Annotated in this window: 15 protein-coding genes and 1 pseudogene; 10 read left to right on the forward strand and 6 right to left on the reverse strand. The window is 61.2% G+C overall.

Annotated features, from left to right (window positions below):
* Positions 1-269 (forward strand): hypothetical protein (locus tag A5711_RS27445; RefSeq protein WP_231987421.1); only part of this gene is annotated, 269 nt, incomplete at its 5' end.
* Here the strand turns inward: A5711_RS27445 and A5711_RS05550 are convergent.
* A pseudogene (locus tag A5711_RS05550) lies at positions 185-2,116 on the reverse strand (AMP-binding protein); the annotation flags it as partial. The gene A5711_RS27445 and the pseudogene A5711_RS05550 sit on opposite strands and share 85 nt — an antisense overlap.
* Positions 2,117-2,156: 40 nt before the next feature.
* Positions 2,157-2,387, reverse strand: coding sequence for an MbtH family protein (locus tag A5711_RS05555; protein ID WP_066950804.1), 231 nt, complete (start codon positions 2,385-2,387; stop codon positions 2,157-2,159).
* Between the two features lie 1,004 nt (positions 2,388-3,391).
* On the opposite strand from A5711_RS05555, the gene A5711_RS05560 reads away from it, so the two are divergent.
* The 8 genes from A5711_RS05560 (at position 3,392) to A5711_RS05595 (ending at position 14,392) form a co-directional block, all read left to right on the forward strand.
* Complete coding sequence (locus A5711_RS05560) at positions 3,392-3,811, forward strand: MmpS family protein (protein ID WP_067944663.1); 420 nt, start codon at positions 3,392-3,394, stop codon at positions 3,809-3,811.
* Positions 3,812-3,816: 5 nt separating this feature from the next.
* On the forward strand, positions 3,817-6,708 hold the full coding sequence (locus A5711_RS05565; protein WP_369806122.1) for an RND family transporter: 2,892 nt from the start codon (positions 3,817-3,819) through the stop codon (positions 6,706-6,708).
* Positions 6,709-6,872: 164 nt separating this feature from the next.
* Positions 6,873-9,785, forward strand: coding sequence for an RND family transporter (locus A5711_RS05570; RefSeq protein WP_067944643.1), 2,913 nt, complete (start codon positions 6,873-6,875; stop codon positions 9,783-9,785).
* A 179-nt stretch (positions 9,786-9,964) separates the two neighbouring features.
* Complete coding sequence (locus tag A5711_RS05575) at positions 9,965-10,912, forward strand: daunorubicin/doxorubicin resistance ABC transporter ATP-binding protein DrrA (RefSeq protein ID WP_067944644.1); 948 nt, start codon at positions 9,965-9,967, stop codon at positions 10,910-10,912.
* Positions 10,909-11,649: an ABC transporter permease gene (locus A5711_RS05580; protein ID WP_067944645.1), complete on the forward strand. Its 741-nt coding sequence runs from the start codon at positions 10,909-10,911 to the stop codon at positions 11,647-11,649. The genes A5711_RS05575 and A5711_RS05580 overlap by 4 nt, the downstream gene beginning before the upstream one ends.
* A gap of 5 nt (positions 11,650-11,654) precedes the next feature.
* Positions 11,655-12,440: an ABC transporter permease gene (locus A5711_RS05585; protein ID WP_082953424.1), complete on the forward strand. Its 786-nt coding sequence runs from the start codon at positions 11,655-11,657 to the stop codon at positions 12,438-12,440.
* 82 nt (positions 12,441-12,522) lie between these two features.
* Positions 12,523-13,575 (forward strand): glycosyltransferase, encoded by a 1,053-nt coding sequence (locus A5711_RS05590; RefSeq protein WP_067944665.1) that lies wholly within the window; start codon positions 12,523-12,525, stop codon positions 13,573-13,575.
* A gap of 10 nt (positions 13,576-13,585) precedes the next feature.
* Complete coding sequence (locus tag A5711_RS05595) at positions 13,586-14,392, forward strand: glycosyltransferase family 2 protein (protein ID WP_067944646.1); 807 nt, start codon at positions 13,586-13,588, stop codon at positions 14,390-14,392.
* A 9-nt stretch (positions 14,393-14,401) separates the two neighbouring features.
* Here A5711_RS05595 and A5711_RS05600 read toward each other — a convergent pair whose 3' ends face one another.
* The 4 genes from A5711_RS05600 to gmd form a co-directional block, all read right to left on the reverse strand.
* Complete coding sequence (locus A5711_RS05600; RefSeq protein ID WP_067944647.1) at positions 14,402-15,133, reverse strand: FkbM family methyltransferase; 732 nt, start codon at positions 15,131-15,133, stop codon at positions 14,402-14,404.
* 117 nt (positions 15,134-15,250) lie between these two features.
* Positions 15,251-15,895: a hypothetical protein gene (locus A5711_RS05605; protein ID WP_067944648.1), complete on the reverse strand. Its 645-nt coding sequence runs from the start codon at positions 15,893-15,895 to the stop codon at positions 15,251-15,253.
* Positions 15,896-16,074: 179 nt separating this feature from the next.
* Positions 16,075-17,037, reverse strand: coding sequence for a GDP-L-fucose synthase (locus tag A5711_RS05610; RefSeq protein ID WP_067944649.1), 963 nt, complete (start codon positions 17,035-17,037; stop codon positions 16,075-16,077).
* Between the two features lie 7 nt (positions 17,038-17,044).
* Positions 17,045-18,067, reverse strand: a complete 1,023-nt coding sequence (gene gmd, locus A5711_RS05615; RefSeq protein WP_067944650.1) for a GDP-mannose 4,6-dehydratase — start codon at positions 18,065-18,067, stop codon at positions 17,045-17,047.
* A gap of 397 nt (positions 18,068-18,464) precedes the next feature.
* Between gmd and A5711_RS05620 the strand changes: the two genes are divergently transcribed.
* Positions 18,465-19,973: a hypothetical protein gene (locus A5711_RS05620; protein ID WP_067944651.1), complete on the forward strand. Its 1,509-nt coding sequence runs from the start codon at positions 18,465-18,467 to the stop codon at positions 19,971-19,973.
* The last annotated feature ends 87 nt before the right edge of the window (positions 19,974-20,060 follow it).

The following is a 20,060-nucleotide window of genomic DNA, read 5'->3' on the forward strand; positions in this document are numbered from 1 at the left end:
ACGTCACGTGGCTGATCGAGTCGCTCGACGCCGGCCTGCCGAAGGGGCAGGTATGGACGCAATGCCATTCCGCGGCCTTCGACTTCTCGGTGTGGGAGATCTTCGGCGCCCTGCTGCGGGGCAGGCGCCTGCTGGTGGTGCCCGAGTCGGTGGCGGGCTCGCCAGAAGAGCTTCACGACCTGCTGGCCGCGGAATGGCATTGCGTCCATACCTGCCCCTTCGGCAGGCCGGCGTCGAGCGACTCGATCAGCCACGTGACGTTGAGATGAGGAATGGCAACGCCTTTGGGGGTTCCGGTGGTTCCGGAGGTGTAGATGATGTAGGCGATGTTCTCCGGGGCCGGCGCGGGCAGCGCGGTGCTGGGCTGGGTTTCGACGGCCGGGTCGTGGACGTCGACGACCAGCAGGTCGCGCCCGTCCAGTCGCGAACGCAGGTCCGCCGTGGTGATCACCGCGCTGGGTGCCGCGTCGGCAAGCACGAACTCCATGCGCGCCGCGGCGTGCGCCGGGTCGATCGGCACGTAGGCCGCCCCGGTTTTGAGCACCGCGAGCATCGCCACGATCGCGTCGGTGCACCGGGGGAACATGACCGCCACGCACTCACCCGGACCGACGCCATGACCGGCCAGCAGGTGAGCCAGCCGGTTGGAGGCCTCGTCGAGTTCGCTGTAGGTCAACGACTTGGAGGCGCAGGTCACGGCCGGCGCCTCGGGCGAGCGCTGCACGTGTTCGCCGAACGCCACCGGGATCGACACCGGGGCGGGCACCGGCTCGGTCAAGGCCGCCCGGTTGCTCCACTCGTCGAGCTGGGCCGGCTCGTCGGCGGCCAGCAGATCGATCGAGGACAGCCACCGCTCCGGATCGGCGGTCATCTCCTCCAGCACCTGCTGCATGCGCGCCGCCAAGTCGGCGACGCCGAAGTCCGCGAACGGTTGGCCCGGTCCCGCGGTGCTGAGGAAAAGCTGGTCACCGGCGCCGAGGAAGAACAGGCTGAAGTGCCCCACGGGCCCGTGATTCGTGTACGTCGCAGTGGCCGGGGAACCGGCGAGGTCCAGGGTCAGCCTCATCGGGAGGAAGTTGATGCCGACGCGATTCGCCGCCTGCCGCAGGCCGTCGCTCTCCAGGGTGTGCACCGGGAATCGCTGATGCTGCAACAACTCCCGGATTCGGATGTCGACGTGTTTGCAGAAATCGGCGACGGTCGCCGTGGGCGACGTGTTCAGCACCAGCGGCACCACCCCGGCGAACATCCCGGGCAGTGTCTTCGACTCCGGACGCACGCGCCGGCTCACGGGGAAATCGAGCGCCACCTCCGAACCGCTCCCCGACCATGCCCGCACCAAGAGCGCGCACGCCGCGGTGGTGACGGAGAAGCGTCGGATGCCCAGCTTCTTGGACAGCTCCTTGATCCGGGTGGTGACGGACGGGTCCAACTGGACGGACGCGGACGGAGAGTAGTGGTCCTTGCCGCCCGTGGCGTCGGCCGGCCGATCAGCCCACGCGGTTTCCGGCGGAAGGTTGTTGCTCCAATACGCCTGGTCGTCCAGGTAGTCGGGCGACGCTTCGTATTCCGACTCGATGTCGACCAAATCCTGCGCCGAGCCGAAATAGGCATCGGGAATGGGTTTTCCGGCGACCATCGCGGAGTAAATCGTCGAAACCCGTCGCGCTACCAGCGCCATACCCAATCCGTCGATTGCGATGTGGTGGCAGCAACCGAACAGATAGAACTCGGCGGCCCCCGTCTGGAATAACACGAATTTGAACAGCTGGCCGTTCAACGCCATCGGCGTCCGCTGGATGGACGACGCCATCGCGCGCGCTTCCTGCACGGGGTCCGGCGAGGAACTCAGGTCATGGAAGTCGAGCTCGAAGTCCGGGTAGTCGATCGGCTTCTGCACGACCTGGCCGTCGACCTCGAAGAACGACACCCGGCCGGCCTCGGCCTCGGCAACGGCCTGACGGAGGGCGCGCTGGAGAGCATCACGATCCAGCGAACCCTCGATTTTGATCAAGAGCCCGAGCTGCCACTCCGTGCCGACGAAGCCCGTTTCCTGCGAAAGCCAGATGTCCAGCTGTCCGCGCGTCAGCGGAAGCGCGCGATCCCCAACTCCCATCGAGTCCCCCAAAGCTCCACCCGCCCCATACCCCGACTCGTTACTGGTCAAAACCCCGACCCGTTGCGAGCTTGTCGCGCAGACTCTTTGGCCGAATGTCCGGCCAATTCTGTTCGATGTACTCCAAGCACGCAGCGCGGTCCGCCTCGCCGTACACCACTCGCCAGCCAGCTGGAACATCGGCGAAGGCCGGCCACAGGCTGTGCTGCTCTTCGTCGTTTACCAAGACGAAAAAACTGCCGTTGTCGTCGTCGAATGGGTTGATGCTCACAGTTCTCCAGGATGCCTAGTTGACATGAGTGGAACGGTTCCAAACCCTACTGGAGGCACCATCGTGCGTCCGTGATTTGGACAAAGTTCCCGGTGTGACCTGTCAGGCTCTTAACGCAGCCTAAGAATTGGGCTGGTGCGGGGCTGCGCAGCTGCCGCCGTTGGCTGCTGTGACCTGCGGCAACGGCTCACCGTAGTGGTTCGCGATCGCGCTGGTCGGCCTGCAAGGACGATGAAATTTTGGGTGGTTGTCACCGCCTAGGGTACCGACCTCACAGCCGCCGCGAAAATCACCAAGAGGCGAACCCTCGGCCCGGCGCAAACACTTGGCGCAACGACCGCCATATGGAGCTCGCCCCGCCCGTTTGCAGCGACAAGCCGCTGGCCGCGGAAGTGCCCCGCCGAACCCATTGACTCCGGGCCGCGATCGTCGTTAGCTGACTACGGCCGCTGACCATTCGGCGGCCTCGGCCGCAGGACGGACCGCGGGGTGGGCGGGCGCCGTTCCGGACCGAGTGGGCCGCTCGGCGCTAGCCGGCGAACCATTCCGCGCGGGCGATCTAAATAATGCCGTTACGCACGCGGTATGCATTACGATCCCGTATCTCAATGTCGAAGGGCTGATACGGACACCATCGGCGTGGTTTACTCATGAAGACTCGGTCGCGCTCCCCGGGGGCGGGGCTCGTATGAGGTGCCGAAGCACGACTAGTCTGCGACGTACACCGCATTCGGAGCGCCCTCACCTGGCGTCCTCGACCAACATGTAACAGCTTGTTCGGGCCGGCGGAATAACAAGAGACGTGAGAATGGGCAGAAGGGGGTGCGGTGACCGAACCCGACGTGCGGGCCCGGCCCGATAGCGCGACGGAAGGCCGCGACAGCGGCCAGCCGACTGGTCGCCGACGCGGCTTTTTGGGCATCGGTCGCCAATCTCCGAGTGGACCGCAGAGGCCAATTGGGCGGCAACAGACTCACCCCCGCGGTGCTGGATTTTTTGCCGCGCTGAAGCGGCTTTGGATCCCACTGCTCATCGTGGCCGTTGTCGCCGCCGGAGGATTGACCGTCTCGCGGTTGCACGGCATCTTCGGCTCAGAGAAACGCGAATCCTACGCAGACACCAGGATCAAAGACACAAAACCTTTCAACCCCAAGCACATCAGATACGAGATCTTCGGACCGCCGGGGACGACTGCCGACATCAGCTACTTCGACGTCGACGGCAACCCGGTGCACGTCAACGGACAGCCCGTACCGTGGTCCTTTGATATTTCGACAACGCTGCCGTCGATCCTGGGAAACGTTGTGGCACAAGGCAATGGCGACACGCTCGGCTGCCGCATCGTGGTTGACGGGGTTGTCAAAGCCGAGAGGGTTTCGCACGAATTGAACGCGTTCACCTACTGCATGCTGACGGCCACATGAGCGACATGCATAGCGACGCACCGGTGGAGACCGAACGCGTTAGGCCACCGCTGGTGGCGCGGATGCTTCATCGCCTTGCGATACCCATCATCTTGGGGTGGTTGGGAATCGCTGTCATCGTGGCGATCGGCGTCCCCCCGCTGGAGCAGGTCGAGGCGGAGAATGCGGTCCCGCTGAGTCCCGTTGCCGCGCCGTCATTTAAGGCGATGGAGCACCTGGGGCAGGACTTCAAGGAAACCAATTCCGGCGCTCTGGCGATGATCGTCTTGGAGAGTCAGCAACCCCTCGGCGACGACGCGCACCAGTATTACAACCAACTGATTCGTGAGTTGCGAGCCGATAAGCACGTGCAGAACGTCCAGGACTTCTGGGGCGATCCGGTCACGTCGAAAGCCGCGGAGAGTTCCGACGCTAAGGCCGTGTATGTGCAGGTGCAACTCGCCGGCACCCAAGGTGGGGCCGCGGGCGATGCATCGGTAGCCGCGATTCGACAAATAGTGGCGCGAACGCCCACGCCGAACGGGTTGAAGGCCTACGTAACGGGCCCCGCGCCGACTGTTGCGGATATGAATATCGCCGGTCAGAAGACCGTCATGTTGGTGACCGTCACGAGCCTGGCGGTGATCTTCATTACCCTCCTGCTCGTCTACCGGTCCGTGACCACGGTAATCCTTTTATTGCTGATGGTCGGTCTCCAATTGCAGGTGTCACGTGGAATAGTTGCTTTCCTTGGTCATCTCCAGCTGTTGGGCCTCACCACATTCGCGGTCAACCTGCTGGTAGCCGCGGTCATCGCAACCGGAACCGACTACGGCATATTCTTCGTCGGGCGATATCAGGAAGCGCGACAGGCCGGCGAGAGCCGGGAAATGGCTTTCTACACGACATTCGGGAGTGTGGCTAAGGTCGTGTTGGCTTCTGGCTTGACGATCGCCGGGGCCGTTTTCTGCCTCAACTTCACTCGGTTGCCCTATTTCCAGCCACTGGGAATTCCCTGCGCCATCGGCATCACCGTTGCGGTTCTCGTTGCCCTCACGCTCGCGCCGGCACTTCTCGTGGTCGGAGGCCGTTTCGGCCTGTTCGACCCGAAACGGGTGATCACGACGCATCGCTGGCGGCGAATTGGCACCGCGATCGTTCGGTGGCCCGCGCCCATTCTCGTCACGACCCTAGCAGTCGCGCTCATCGGCCTATTGACCCTGCCGAATTACAACCCGAGTTACGACGACCAGAAATTCATCCCTACTGATATTCCCGCGAGTGTGGGAAATGCTGCGGCACAGCGGCATTTTCCTCAATCGCGAACGATGATGCCGGAGATTCTGCTGCTCGAGAGCGATCATGATCTGCGCAATCCGGCCGATATGATCGTCTTGAATAAGGTGGCCAAGGGCGTCCTCGCCGTTCCAGGCGTTTCCACCGTGCAGTCTGTAACCCGGCCCGAGGGGATCCCGCTCGAGCACACGACTATCCCCTGGATCGTGAGCATGTCGCAGGCGAGCCAGCAGGTGAACATGGCGTTTCAGAAGGACCGCATGGACGACATGCTCAAGCAGGCCGAAGAGCTGGCGAGAATGATCCAGATCATGCAGCACATGTATGGCCTGATGAAGGAACTAGTCGCGACCACCCACCACATGGTCGGCAAAACGCATGAGATGCAGGAGATCACGAACGATCTGCGGGACAAGATTTCCGATTTCGAAGATTTCTTCAGGCCGATCCGTAGTTACTTCTACTGGGAACGGCACTGCTACGACATTCCCGTGTGTTTTTCGATACGATCGATATTTGATGCACTCGACGGCGTCGACGAGATTACCGACAAGCTACACGAGCTGGTAGCCGACCTGGATCAATTGGACGTGCTGCTGCCGCAAATGGTCGTGCTACTGCCACCCATGATCGAAAGCATGCAGAGCATGCGAACCATGATGCTGACCATGCACAGCACGATGTCGGGCGTCATGGGCCAGATGGAATCGCAGGGCAACAATTCGGCCGCAATGGGACAGGCGTTCGACCAGTCCCGGAACGAAGATTCCTTTTACCTACCGCCCGGAATCATCAACGATTCTGAGGCCTTCAAGCGGGTCGAAAAGATCTTCATGTCGCCGGACGGAAAAGATGTCCGCATGCTCATTTCACAAAAGGGTGATCCGGCCACGCCCGAAGGCCTTTCGCGCGTCGAGCCCATCAAAACGGCGGCCGAGGAGGCGCTCAAGGGAACCCCGTTGGAGGATGCGAAGGTCTATCTCACGGGAACCGCGGCCATCACGAAAGACATCGTGGACGGCTCCAAATGGGATCTGTTGATCGCGGGGGTCGCTGCGATTTGCCTCATTTTCATCATCATGCTGATCATGACGCGAAGTTTCATTGCCGCGCTGGTGATCGTCGGTACGGTGTTGTTGTCGATGGGCGCGTCCTACGGGCTATCCGTCCTCGTTTGGCAGTACCTTCTCGGCCTGCAATTGCACTGGACCGTGCTGTCGACATCCGTGATCGTCCTTTTGGCGGTCGGCTCCGACTACAACTTGCTGCTTGTTTCCCGGATGAAGGAGGAATTGGCCGCCGGTATCAACACCGGCATCATCCGGGCGATGGCCGGCACCGGCAAGGTTGTGACGAACGCTGGTCTGGTGTTTGCCTTCACCATGGCTTCGATGGGGGTCAGCGACCTGCGCAGCGTCGCCCAGACAGGTACAACAATCGGGTTGGGTTTGCTGTTCGACACCCTGGTGGTGCGCGCATTCATGACTCCGTCGGTGGCCGCTTTGCTGGGACGCTGGTTCTGGTGGCCACAACGCGTGCGCCCCCGACCTGCCAGCTCAATGCTTCGGCCGATGGGACCCCGTCCGGTCGTGCGCTCGTTGTTGCTCAAACAGCCGTTGTAACCGGCGGACTTCACTTTCAGCACAGGGACAGCGACCGTGGGGAACATCGTGACAGACGACAACAGGGACGGCATTCGCCGCTGCGCCGAAGTTTATGGCGCGGTTGACACTGTGAGCACCCCGCTCCGGCTGCGTGCCACTATCGCCCCGCTGTCGAGGATCACATGAGTACCGAGCACGCTCGAGCCCCTTTCTTCGCCCGCAGCATCCGCAGGCTTTCGGTCCTCATCGTGCTGGCGTGGGTGGCGCTTACGCTGCTGGTGACCTTTTGCGTTCCCTGGCTGGAGACGGTCGGCCGCGAACATTCCGTGCCGTTGGCCCCTCAGGACGCACCGGCGGTGCAGGCCATGCAGCGCATGGGCAAGGATTTCAAAGAATCCGATTCGGACAGTATTGCGATGATCGTGCTGGAGGGGCAGCAGCGCCTCGGGGACGACGCCCACAACTACTACGACCGATTGGTTCGTGCACTAAAGGCCGACCCGAAGCACGTCGAGCACGTACAGGATCTGTGGGGAGACCGGCTGACGGCGGCGGGTGCGCAAAGTGACGACGGCAAGGCCGTCTATGTGCAAGTGAACCTGGCCGGCAACCAGGGCACCACCCTCGGACAGGACTCCATTGCCGCGGTTCGCAATATCATCGCGCGGACGCCCCCGCCCCCGGGAGTCAAGGTTTATGTCACCGGTCCGTCGGCGCTGTTGTCGGACATGCAACAGGCCGGTGACCGATCCATCTTGAAGATGACCGCGGTGGGCGCGCTGATCATCTTTGTGGTGCTGCTTTTCGTCTATCGATCGATCTTCACCGTCATTCTGTTGTTGGTCACGGTGGGCATCGAGGTGCTTGCGGCCCGGGGAATCGTTGCGTTTCTCGGTGACCACAGTCTCGTGGCGCTCTCCACTTTCGCCGTCAACCTGCTGGTCGCGCTCGCCATGGCGGCCGGAACCGACTACGCGATTTTCTTCTTCGGCAGGTATCAGGAGGCACGCCAAGCCGGCGAGGACCGGGAGACGGCCTTCTACACCACCTACCGCGGCGTCGCTCCCGTGGTTCTGGGTTCGGGCCTGACGATCGCCGGGGCAATGTTGTGCCTGGGCTTCACCCGCATGCCCATCTTTCAGACCATGGGCATGCCGTGCGCCGTGGGCATGCTCGTGGCGGTCCTGATCGCACTCACACTGGTCCCCGCGGTTCTCACGATTGGAAGCGGCTTCGGGTTGTTCGACCCCAAGCGGGTTCTCGCGTTCGGTCGATGGCGGCGGATCGGCACGGCGATCGTCCGCTGGCCCGTGCCGATTCTCGCGGCGACGATAGCCGTCGCCGTGGTTGGGCTGGTGACACTGCCCGGGTACCAGACGAGCTACAACAACCGGTTCTACATGCCCAACGACATCCCCGCCAACGTCGGGTACGCGGCTGCCGATCGCCATTTCTCTCAGGCGCGAATGATGCCCGAGATCGTGATGATCGAGTCGGATCACGATATGCGGAATCCCGCGGATTTTCTGGTGCTGCACAGGTTGGCTAAAGCGATATTCAAAATTCCGGGCATCTCTCGCGTGCAGGGCATAACCCGTCCGGAGGGCACCCCGATTCAGCACACTTCGATACCTTTCTTACTGCAAATGCAATATTCGGTCATGCAGCAAGATATGCAATATATGAAAGCTCGCACGCAAGACATGCTCCATCAGGCGGACGTACTGAGTTATCAAATCTCGACAATGAAGCGCATGTACGAACTACAAAAGCGTATGACAGCTATCACGCACGAATCGATTGCCAAAACAAAAGAAATGCGTGACGTCGTATCCGATCTCAGAGACCGCTTCTCCGATTTTGAGGATTTTTTCCGTCCGCTCCGAAGTTATTTCTACTGGGAACGACACTGCTACGATATCCCCGTATGCTGGGCTCTCAGGAACATATTTGAGGAACTCGACGGTATTGACACACTGAGCGATAAGCTTGATGAGCTTATCGTTGATCTGAACAAGATGGACGCCCTGCTTCCGAAGCTCCTCGAAATTTTCCCGCCCTCGATCGAAATCGCTGAGGACGCGCGAAACATGCTGCTGACCAGTTACAGCACCATGAACGGGACTCTTGGCCAGATGAACAACCAGAAAGAGAACGCCACCGCAATGGGCGCGACGTTCGACGCCGCCAGGGACGACGACTCCTTCTATCTGCCGCCCGACATCTTCAAGAACGAAGACTTCAAGCGCGCGATGAGCCAGTTCTTGTCCCCGGACGGAAAAGCGGCGCGATTCATCATTTCCCATAAGGGCGACCCGGCGTCACCCGAGGGCCTCAGCCGTATCGACAAGATACGGATGGCGGCCGAGGAGGCACTCAAGACGACCCCCCTAGAGCCGTCGAAAATCTATATCGCCGGCACCGCGTCAACGTTCAAGGACTTCCGCGACGGCTCTACCTACGATCTGTTTATCGCAGGAGTTGGTGCACTCTGCCTCATCTTCATCATCATGCTGATCATTACGCGAAGTTTCGTGGCCTCACTGGTAATTGTCGGCACGGTGGCGCTTTCGCTCGGTTCGTCGTTCGGGCTGTCCGTACTGATCTGGCAATATATTCTGGGTATCCAGTTGTACTGGATGGTCCTCCCCATGTCCGTGATCGTGCTTTTGGCAGTGGGATCCGACTATAATCTGCTGCTGGTGTCCCGGATGAAAGAGGAAATGGCCGGCGGCATAAACACCGGCATCATCCGGGCGATGGGCGGTACCGGTAAGGTCGTGACGAATGCGGGCCTGGTGTTCGCATTCACGATGGCCTCGATGGCGGCTAGCGACTTGCGGATTATCGGCCAGGTCGGTACCACTATCGGTTTGGGCCTGTTGTTCGACACTTTGATCGTGCGCTCCTTCATGACGCCGTCTATCGCCTCACTTCTCGGGCGGTGGTTCTGGTGGCCGCAAATCGTCCGTCCGCGCCCAGCGAGTCAAATGCTTCGCCCGGAGGGCCCCCGGTCGCTGGTGCGGTCCATGCTGCTGCACCGAGAGTTCGCCGACGATGCGCCTACGACAGAGATCCCGGGGCGATCGGTCTAGTTGGTTTTCGCCGTCCACCGAATGTCCCACGCGGCAAAGCAACCGCTCCCGCGGGCAGACGCATACGGCAATGTGCTGATTCACCCACGACCGCACATGCCATACGACGTACCGCCGACAGTGTCACGTACTACCCGAACGGTCAACAAGGGAGCATTCCACATGAAATACTCGCTATTGTGAGCCCATTGGCGATTGAGGTTGTCGGCCTCACAAAGACATTCGGGCAAAACACGCCTGCGCTGCGCGGCGTCGACTTCTCCGTTGCGGCCGGAACGGTATGCGGCCTGCTCGGCCACAACGGCGCCGGGAAGACGACCACCATCAACATCCTTTCTACGCTGATCCGGCCGAGTTCGGGGCATGCCACCATCGCCGGCTACGACATAATCCGTCAGTCCGCGCAAGTCCGTGCCAGCATCGGGATGGCCGGTCAGTCGACCGCGTTGGACCCCCTGCTCACCGGCAAAGAAAACCTGGTGTTGTTCGGGAGGCTGCGCGGTCTGCGCCGTCAGCAAGCCAAAGCTCGCGCCGACGAGTTGATCGATCAGTTCGACCTCGTTGCCGCCGCCGATCGGCGGGTTTCCACATATTCCGGAGGCATGTGGCGCCGCGTCCACCTCGCCAGTGCGCTGATGGTGCCCCCTAAAGTGCTCATCCTCGATGAACCGACAACCGGACTGGACCCACGCAGCCGCCGCGCAGTGTGGTCGCTAGTGAGCTCGCTGGCCCTCGAGGGCATGACCGTGCTGCTTACCACGCAGTACCTAGAAGAGGCCGATGTCCTCAGCGATTCAATCGTTGTCATCGACCACGGACAGGTCGTGGCCAGCGGCACCGCCGAAACCCTCAAGCGCAGGGCCGGTGGCAGCTATTGTCAGGTCACCCCAGCCAATCCAGCCGACCTGTCCCAGGTCGCGTCGGCACTAGCTGGGCTCGACGGGATTGACGTCGACGCCGAAGCGAACTCGGTCTCGCTGTACGCCCCGGATGGAGTCGCCACGTTGGCTGAAGTTTTTCGCCGCGTCGACGCGCTGGGCATCGAGCTCGCCGACATCTCGCTACGCAAGCCCTCACTGGACGAAGCCTTCCTGCACCTCACCGAACGGTCCGTGGCTCAGTCATGAGCGCCTTGGCCGCCCTTACCGAACGTTCGCTGATGGCATCGGCGCGCGACGGCGGGTTGGTGTTCGAGATACTCTCCCCCATCGCGTACCTGGCCGGCTTCACGGCGGCGCTGCACGGTCTGGTCGAAACGCAACGCATGGCTTACTCACAATATTTGGTGCCTGGGGTCGTCGCTCAGTCGGTGATCTTCGTCGCGTTGCTCACCGCCGATCGCGCGGCACGCGACCGCCTGACCTCGCTCGGTGAGCGTATGGCGACTCTGCCGATCGCCGCGGTAGTTCCCGTGAGCGCGCGCATGGTCGCCACCTTGATGCGGGCCGCGCTCGCGCTCACAGTCGCGATGGTCGCCGGCTACGCGTTCGGCTTCCGGATAACGGGTGGCGCAGGATATGCGTTGGTCTTTGTGCTCATTGCGTTGCTTTTGTGCCTCGCAGTAGCCCTGGGGGCCGATGCGATGGGCTCGAGTGCCAGGAGTATCCAGGGCGCCACCCAGCTGTTGTTCGTCCCACAGCTCATGCTGTTTATGCTGTCCACCGGAATTGCCCCCGAGCAGACCTTCCCCGAATGGTTGCGTCCATTCGTCCGAAACCAGCCCGTTTCGCAGATCGCCGAGACGCTCCGCAACCTTTCCACAGGCCAGGTCGCGGTCGCAAACTTGGCAATCAGCCTCGCCTGGTGTGTGGGGATGGTATTTGTCTTCGGCGCGATTACGCTCCGGATGCAGAGGCGGACCTAGTGACAATGCTGCCGGGGACCCAAGGCTCGATGCTCTCCCAGAGCTGGGTGCAAGCCGGTCGACTCCTGATCCGGTGGCAGCGGGACCGGGCGGTGCTAATGGGTTCGCTAGTCCTGCCGATCTGCCTTCTTGTCACCTACAAGGTGGTGCTTGGTGAGCGAGTACATCAGGTTACCGGCGTCGAGAGCATCTACGGCCTCGTACCGGTGAGCGCGGTGCTGTCTGCGCTGTTCGGCGCTTTCAGCACCTCAGTCGGCATTCAGCTCGAGCGCGAATCGGGGCTGCTCAGCCGCATGTGGGTGCTACCGATACACCGGGTAAGTGCGCTCGCTGGACGGCTCACAGCCGAGGCCGCTCGGGCACTCCTAGGAACGGTTCTGATCACCGCGCTCGGAGTCACACTGGGCCTGCGCTTCGCGCACGGCTGGACAACAGTACTGCTCTACATCTTAATACCGCCGATTGTGGTCATCGGATTCACGGCGCTGGTGATGGCGCTAGCGATCCGTGCGAACGGTCGCACCGTCATGACTTGGCTGGCGGCGGGTACGGTCTCGCTCGCATTCCTCAATCCCGGCACGACCCCGATCGAGCTGTTCCCGGAGTGGCTTCGTCCACTAGTTCGCATCCAACCGATGTCGCCACCAATAGAGGTGATGTGGGGACTTGCCCATGGCGGGCCCCTCCTCCGGCCTCTCGAGATGACTCTCCTCTGGGCGATCGTGCTGTTAGCGGTGTTCATCCCGATGGCCCTGCGCGGCTATCGTTTCGCGGCCGAAGCTAACGCGTGAGACTTATCGCCATCGCGATGCACCACGGCACCCGGGTGCTCGACGCCGCACACCCCACGAGGTTTCCGTCGTGAACGAAGGGATGACGGCGAACTCACCCAAAGTCAGCATCGTAACGACCACCCATAACCAAGAGGCTTACGTCCGGGAGGCATTCGATAGCTTTGTCGCCCAGCGGACCGAGTTCGCGATGGAGATCATCGTTGCCGATGACGCCTCTACTGACGGCACCCCGGGGATCATCCAGGAGTACGCCCGGCGCTACCCGGAATTGTTCCGGCCGATCTTCAGACCCGAGAACCTGGGCCTCAACAAGAACCTGGTGGGTGCCCTGTCGCTGGCTCGGGGCGAGTACATCGCGCTGTGCGAGGGAGACGACTTCTGGATCGATCCGCATAAGCTGAGCAAACAAATCACGTTCCTCGACGAACACCCGGAGACGGCGGTGTGCTTCCACCCGGTACGGGTGATGTGGGATGACGGCTCCGCAGGAGACTCAAAGTTCCCTCCGGTCTACTTGCGCGGCAACTTGACCATCGACGCCCTGCTTTTGATGAACTTCATCCAGACGAATTCCGTCGTCTACCGCCGCCTCGAGCGCTACGACGACATCCCGCCCGACATCATGCCTCTCGACTGGTACTTGCACGTCAGGCACGCGGTTCACGGCGAGATCGCTATGTTGCCACAGCCCATGGCCGTCTACCGCCGCCATTCTGAAGGCATGTGGCACAACCAGGTCGTAGACCCTCCCAAGTTTTGGCTGACACACGGCCCCGGTCATGCAGCTACGTTCGATGCCATGTTTGACCTATTTCCGGGCGACCCCGCACGCCAGGAGCTCATCGCCGTGATGGCCGACTGGATCCTGCACCAGATCGCGAAAGTCCCGGGTCCGGAAGGTCGCGCCGCGCTCGAGAACACCATCGCACAGCACCCCCGGTTCGCAATGTTGGCACTGCAACACCGCTGGGCGAAGCCCACGCGCCGACTAAACGTTTTGAGACGAAGGCTGCTTGCCGTCGCGCCCAACCGAAGGGGGCTGGTCGACGTTTGGCCATCCGCCCCTAGAAGCCGAGCGCGAACCACCAGAAGTAAATGGAGTTCCGCGCGGCACGGCGGCAGAGAATGCTAGGGGGAAGTTGGTGACTTCGGCTCCGACCGTCTCAGTGATAACGATCTCCTTCCACGATTTTGCTGGGCTCAAGCGGACGGTCGACAGTGTGCGCGCCCAACGCTACGGCGGTCACATTGAGCACATCGTGATCGACGGCGGGTCCGGCGACGATGTGGTGGCGTATCTGTCGAAGAGTGAGCCGGGGTTTGCGTACTGGCAGTCCGAGCCCGACGGCGGAAGATACGACGCGATGAACCAGGGTATCGCCCATGCGTCCGGCGATCTGTTGTGGTTCATGCATTCCGGAGATCGTTTCTCCGATCCGGATGCCGTGGCTGAGGCTATGAAGGCGATCTCGGGTCATGGACCGGCACGCGAAATCTGGGGCTTCGGCATGGATAACCTAATCGGTCTCGGGCGCGTGCGTGGGCCGATCCCCTTCAGCATCCGCAAGTTTCTCGCCGGGTGGCAGGTGGTCCCGCACCAGGCATCATTTTTCGGGTCCTCGCTGGTGGAAAAATTGGGCGGCTACGACCTCGATTTCGGAGTCGCCGCCGACCAGGAATTCATTTTGCGTGCCGCTTTGTTGCGGGATCCCATCACGGTACGACGCGTATTATGCGACTTTGACACGACTGGAATTGGCACCAACCGCCACCCGAGCGAAGTCTTTCATGATCTGCGCCGCATGTGGGACACACACGCGCACTACCCGCTGGGCGGACGGAAGGTTTCGCGTGCGTACCTGCGCACCTGGGAATATTACCTCCGCTTCTTAGAATTCGTGTTCGCGAAGATATCGAAAGCGCCGGCACAGCAGAACTTGGTCGAGTAACCACCCGTACTAGTCATCTTTACGGAAGAAGATGCCGTCCGCCTGCAGCATTCGGCCATCGCGAGGATCGGTGAAACCGGGCACCAGCCCCGTCAATGTGAAGCCGAATGAGTACACTAGGTCCAGCGCTTCGCGAATGAGCATGGCACCTTCGTAAAGGGGCAATAAAGACAATTCGAGTTGCATACCGACGCAACGGTCACTCACCGTTTGTTGAGCGCCCGCGATCACGTGCTTCTCGAATCCTTGGACGTCGATCTTCAGGAATACTTTATCCGCTGGCAGCAGCAATTCATTCGCGACCGAGTCAAGCCGGTGCATAGGAACCTCCTCCGTCCCGACGTAATTGGCCGGTGGAAAGGCGTCTCGATGGGTCTTCATCATGGGCAAGACAGAACTGCTTGCGCCGGCATTGCCAGCGACATTTATCGAGATTGTACCGTCGACGTCACCTAAGGCACATCGCAGACAATCCCAAAGTGGATCCTTCGATGCGTTGCGTTCCAGCAACGCGAACGGTCCCGATAGCGGCTCGAACGAGACGATGCGGCCAGTGTAGGCCGCCATCCGGAGCTCCGTAGCGTATTGGCCGGAATTGGCTCCGACATCAAATACCACACTTACTCCGTGCGACTCGAGTTGCTTTACGAACTGACGCTTCGCGCCCGTTTCAGAATATGGGCGCGATAGTTCGAATATGGTGCTACGTGCAATCAAACTCCCGCGGCGGAACAAATCCACGGCGACACATTAACATGCGAACTCGCACCGAGCAGTAGTTGGCCCAACGTTGTCGTCGCTTCTGCTTCGTCTGGCCCGCACGGGCGCTTTCTGGCGTAGGGCCTATTTTCCGCCGCTCTAGGGAACCTCGATGACGATTGAGTCCAGGCCGGCACGGATCACTGCGGCAGGAAAGGCCGCGCGCGCCGCGCTCGTGATCGCGTCGAGTTGCGGGAAACCCGCAAGTCCAGACCCGAAGAGTCGCAGGTCGTCGATCACGATCGTAGTGCCTCCGGGGGTTACGTCAGCCAAACGTCGGAGTGTTGACTCCGCTGGTTCCATCTCCTCACCCGTGGCCGTGCCCTCTCCGGAAAAGTGGCCGTCAAGGAACACGAGAGGTGGGCTCGAACAGTTCGCCACGACCTTCGGGATCTCGATCAGCGAGTCGCCATGGATGAGGCTGACGTTGGGGTACTTCGCAAAGCGTCGTTTGGCTGCGGCGTAAAGGCCGTCATGCAACTCAACTGAGATCACTTGATCCGCGTGCGGCATCAGGAATGCGGTCGTCTCACCCTTATAAGTTCCGGCCTCGACGAAGATGCGGTGCCCGCGCGACTTCAATGTATTGAGTAGATGGCGTTGCTTCCCGATCGCGGGCGGAGAAACCAGATTCTCGCCATGGAACCAGCCGTATGCAGCCGCTAGACGTGTGGGCTCAAGGGATTTCTTATTGCGGCCCGCGTTTAACACGGCTTCGACCAGGTTGCGGGTGATCCTCGACATATCGTGACAGTAACCGGCCAGGCGTGGCAGTTCCAGCGAAGCCCTTCACCGTGCCGGATCGGCGGCACGACTACCGCCTACTAGTGCCGTATCGCCCTCCTCCCCCGGGGTTGCCCACGTTACTCTGACATGCTTGGCATCCCTTCACGCGTCGCCGTACAACTGTCGCCAAGCTCGAATCATCTTCTCGCCGCGCCAGCGTTCGCGCGATACCACGCCACCGTTGCCTCGATGCCGTCCCGCAGAGCGATTCGGGGTCGCCATCCCGCCTCGCGCAACACTGAAATGTCCAAAAGTTTTCGCGGTGTTCCATCGGGTTTTGTTGCGTCCCAGCGCGTTTCACCGGTGTATCCCACAGTCGCGGCGACCATCTCGGCGATCTCGCGGATGGTGTGGTCGACGCCCGTGCCGACGTTGACGTGATTCGGCCCGTCGAAGTGTTCGAGAAGGTATAGACACGCGCTCGCCAGATCGTCGACGTGCAGTAGCTCACGTCGGGGAGTTCCGGTGCCCCAATTCGTCACCTCGCCAGCACCGCTGGCTTTTGCCTCCTCGTAGCGTCGGATGAGCGCCGGCAACAGATGCGAGCCTGAAGGTGAAAAGTTGTCGCCAGGTCCGTAGAGGTTGGTCGGCATCGCAGAGATCCATGCCAAACCATACTGGCGCCGGACCGCCTGGACCTGAACGATGCCTGCAATCTTGGCGATTGCGTAGGCGTCGTTAGTGGGTTCCAGGGGTCCGGTAAGCAGCGCGCTCTCCTGGATGGGCTGCGGCGCAAGTTTCGGGTATATGCAAGAGGAGCCGAGGAACAGCAGTCGCGGCACTCGCGCGGCCACGGCAGCGTCGAGCAGGTTGACCTGGATCTGCAGGTTTTCGGACAGAAAGTCCGCCGGGTAGGTGTTGTTCGCCATAATGCCGCCGACACGCGCCGCAGCATCGATGACGACCCGCGGTCTTGTCTGCAGAATGAAATCAAAGGTCGCGGCGCGATCCCTCAGATCAAGGTCGTTGCGTGACTGCACAAGGAGATTGGTGAATCCTTCGGCCTGGAATCTGCGTTGCAGGGCGGACCCGACCAGCCCTCGGTGCCCGGCGATATAGATTGGCAATGCGCGATCAAGGCTCCGGATCGAAGCGTCCATTTTCTGCTCAGCTCCAACCGGGCAGGGTCGGCTTGTCAATCCACGGCTTGCCGCCGCACTCCAACGCGGCGATGTCCGCGTCGACCATGATTCGCGCCAGCTCGCCGGTGTGTACAGAGGCCTTCCACCCCAACGATTCAGCGGCCTTTGTCGCATCGCCTACCAGCGAATCCACTTCTGCAGGGCGCAGATACCGGTCGTCGAACTTCACATGTTCCTGCCAGTCGAGCCCGGCATGATCGAACGCGGTTTGAGCGAATTCGCGCACGGTGTAGCCGCGCCCTGTGGCCAGAACGTAATCTTCTGGTTCAGGGGCCTGCAGCATCCGCCACATGCCCTCGACATACTCCGGTGCATAACCCCAGTCACGGATGGCATCAAGGTTGCCCATGAAGACGTTTGACTGGGCGCCGGCCTTGATACGCGCCACCGCTCGCGTGATTTTTCGGGTCACGAATGTTTCGCCGCGCCTGGGCGATTCGTGGTTGAACAAGATGCCGTTGACCGCGAACAGCCCATAGGCTTCGCGATAGTTGCGCGTCGCCCAGTAGGAGTAGACCTTTGCCGCGCCGTACGGTGACCGCGGATAAAACGGTGTCTGCTCGTTCTGCGGCGGCGGTGACGCGCCGAACATCTCCGAGGAGGAGGCTTGATAGAAGCGGCACTGCACCCGGGAAAGTCGAACGGCTTCGAGCAGCCGGATCGACCCCATCCCCGTGGTGTCGCCGGTATGAACGGGTTCGTCGAAACTCACTCGCACATGCGACTGCGCCGCAAGGTTGTACACCTCATCGGGATCGATGGTGCTCAGCAAAGTCACCAAACGAGTGCCGTCGGTGAGATCACCGTAGTGCAGAAACAGTCGCGCATCCGGTTGGTGCGGATCGATATAGAGATGGTCGATCCGTGATGTGTTGAACGTCGACGCTCGACGGATGAGCCCGTGAACCTCATAGCCCTTGCTCAAGAGCAGCTGGGCGAGATACGAGCCGTCCTGTCCGGTGATTCCGGTTATGAGCGCTCTTCTCACCGCAGGCCCGCTGCGGTCGGTAGATGCGTGCTACCCAACGTCTGGCATAAGATCATAGCGGCCAGCTCACTCCTCATTGCACTACACCGGCGGGGTGGCGTCGATCAATAGTAGATGCACGGTCAAGCACGTATTGAGCGACGGCTCTACCAGGTCGCCTCGGGTACACCGTCATCGCTCCAGGCTGCTTTCGACGAAACGAATGCTACCCGGCTCAATTTCCTTGAATTTGAGGGTCCTGTGCGCGAAACTCAATTCGCTGACCTCGCGCATGCTCACTGCGCCAGATGTTGAACCACGCTGAAGGGTTGCTCCGGATCGTGCTTGGGCCTGTATGTGGGCGGACGATGCGTCCCTGCTCTCGCGACCATTTCATGCTGAACCGAGGAGAACGCAGATGAATCGATCTACCTGGGTCCGGCGCGGCCCGGTAACCGCAATCCGAGAGCGGCTCTCCGTGGTTATAGGCCAGTCAGAACGCACCTTCCTCCTTGGTGCCATCCTGCTCGTCACTGCGTTTTCGGCGGTGGTTGGATATGTGCTCTCGCAGTGCTACTCGGTCGACATCGTCACTTCACTCTTATCCGTCCCCGAGGACTGCTTCGGCAATTGGGGCACCACAACCGGACGGCACTGCTTCGGCGACTACGCGATGGTCGTAGGAGCAGGGCTGAGGCCCAATCCCTGGGAGCCCTATGCAATGTTCCCGCCACACGCGCCCTTCCTCCCGGCGGGGCCGCCGGCTGGCATGCTGCCGCATCTCTTGTTCGGGTTTCCCGCGAAGTTGCTGGGTGTACCACGGCTTGGACTGATCGGTTATTTGCTCGCACTAACGGCCGCGGTTCTTTCTCCTGCGGTCTGGGCCGCCCGGGGAGCGTGTGGCTTGGAGCGGGTGGTGGTGTTCGTGGCGTTAAGCACCGCAGCTATCCCGGTGTGGGCTGTGATCGATCGCGCTAACTCGGCGGGTTTCTTAGTACCGATCGCGCTGGTTTTCTTGGTGGCGTTATGCCGACAGCGGTGGGGCCTCGTTGCGATAATGGTGGTCCTGGCAGCAGTGGTGAAACCGCAATTTGCCGCACTGGTGGTGGCCTTATTCGCGGCCCGGCAGTGGCGTGTCAGCGGTCTCGCCATCGCCGGGGTCGCGGTCTCCCAGTTCGGCGCCTATCTATTGTGGCCGCGTGACTTTCCGGGGACGATCGCCCAGTCGATTCATAACGTCATCACGGGCAGCGGCTTGTACCTCACGGATATGCGAAACGTGGCTTTTGGCAGGGCGCTCACGCTGCTGCCGGATTACGCCCAACTTGCGCAGACGGGCAAGATGTCGAGCAGCTACCTCGCTGCGCCGCGAGCGTATTTCGGGTACGTAGTTGTGCTCCTTGTCGTTGTCGCCGTAGTGGCGTTGGGACGGCGCATCCCGCCTGTGATGGTGGGCATCGTTTTGTTGGCCACCTTGACCCTCGCTCCTCCCCTCGTCATCTTTTACTACCTAGTATTCGCATTGCCGATCGCTGCGCTCATTGTCCGAGACCCCGATGGGCCGGCCGGTGCGGGGATATTCGATAAACTCTCAGCCCAAGACGGTGGCCCGCGCCGAGCAGTCAGCATTTGGTTGAGCCTCGCAACGGCCCTCTCTATGGCCCTGATCCCGCTTGGCACTATTGGCCGCACTACTATCCCGGGTCAGGCGGCGGTCCGTTTGGTAGTGGACACTACGGCGTTTGTAACGCCGTTCCTATGGCTGATCGCCTGCACGGTGATCATTGTCTCCTACGCCCGCAGGCCGGCTCTCTCCCCCACCTGTGGCCCAGGGCCGGCTCAGGAGGAGTCCCCTGATACTGCCATCACCGTGTCCTCATCCATATCCGAGGAGACCCCCAAATCATCACCACAAGGAGCGACGTAATTGTCTGAATTTTGGTGCTACACAACGATCGGCTCAACCCGCCGACGGTCGTACTCGATGACGTCACACTCGAGTTAGGTGAATTTG

The sequence above is a fragment of the Mycobacterium sp. E2238 genome (assembly GCF_001672665.1).
Lineage (GTDB): Bacteria > Actinomycetota > Actinomycetes > Mycobacteriales > Mycobacteriaceae > Mycobacterium.

What these genes read in the sequence shown, in the direction of transcription:
- A5711_RS05610 (WP_067944649.1), bottom strand. Translation starts at nt 17,037, where the DNA reads ATGGACGCTTCGATCCGGAGCCTTGATCGCGCATTGCCAATCTATATC.
- A5711_RS05565 (WP_369806122.1), top strand. Translation starts at nt 3,817, where the DNA reads ATGCATAGCGACGCACCGGTGGAGACCGAACGCGTTAGGCCACCGCTG.
- A5711_RS05620 (WP_067944651.1), top strand. Translation starts at nt 18,465, where the DNA reads ATGAATCGATCTACCTGGGTCCGGCGCGGCCCGGTAACCGCAATCCGA.
- A5711_RS05580 (WP_067944645.1), top strand. Translation starts at nt 10,909, where the DNA reads ATGAGCGCCTTGGCCGCCCTTACCGAACGTTCGCTGATGGCATCGGCG.
- A5711_RS05590 (WP_067944665.1), top strand. Translation starts at nt 12,523, where the DNA reads ATGACGGCGAACTCACCCAAAGTCAGCATCGTAACGACCACCCATAAC.
- A5711_RS05585 (WP_082953424.1), top strand. Translation starts at nt 11,655, where the DNA reads ATGCTGCCGGGGACCCAAGGCTCGATGCTCTCCCAGAGCTGGGTGCAA.
- A5711_RS05570 (WP_067944643.1), top strand. Translation starts at nt 6,873, where the DNA reads ATGAGTACCGAGCACGCTCGAGCCCCTTTCTTCGCCCGCAGCATCCGC.
- A5711_RS05605 (WP_067944648.1), bottom strand. Translation starts at nt 15,895, where the DNA reads ATGTCGAGGATCACCCGCAACCTGGTCGAAGCCGTGTTAAACGCGGGC.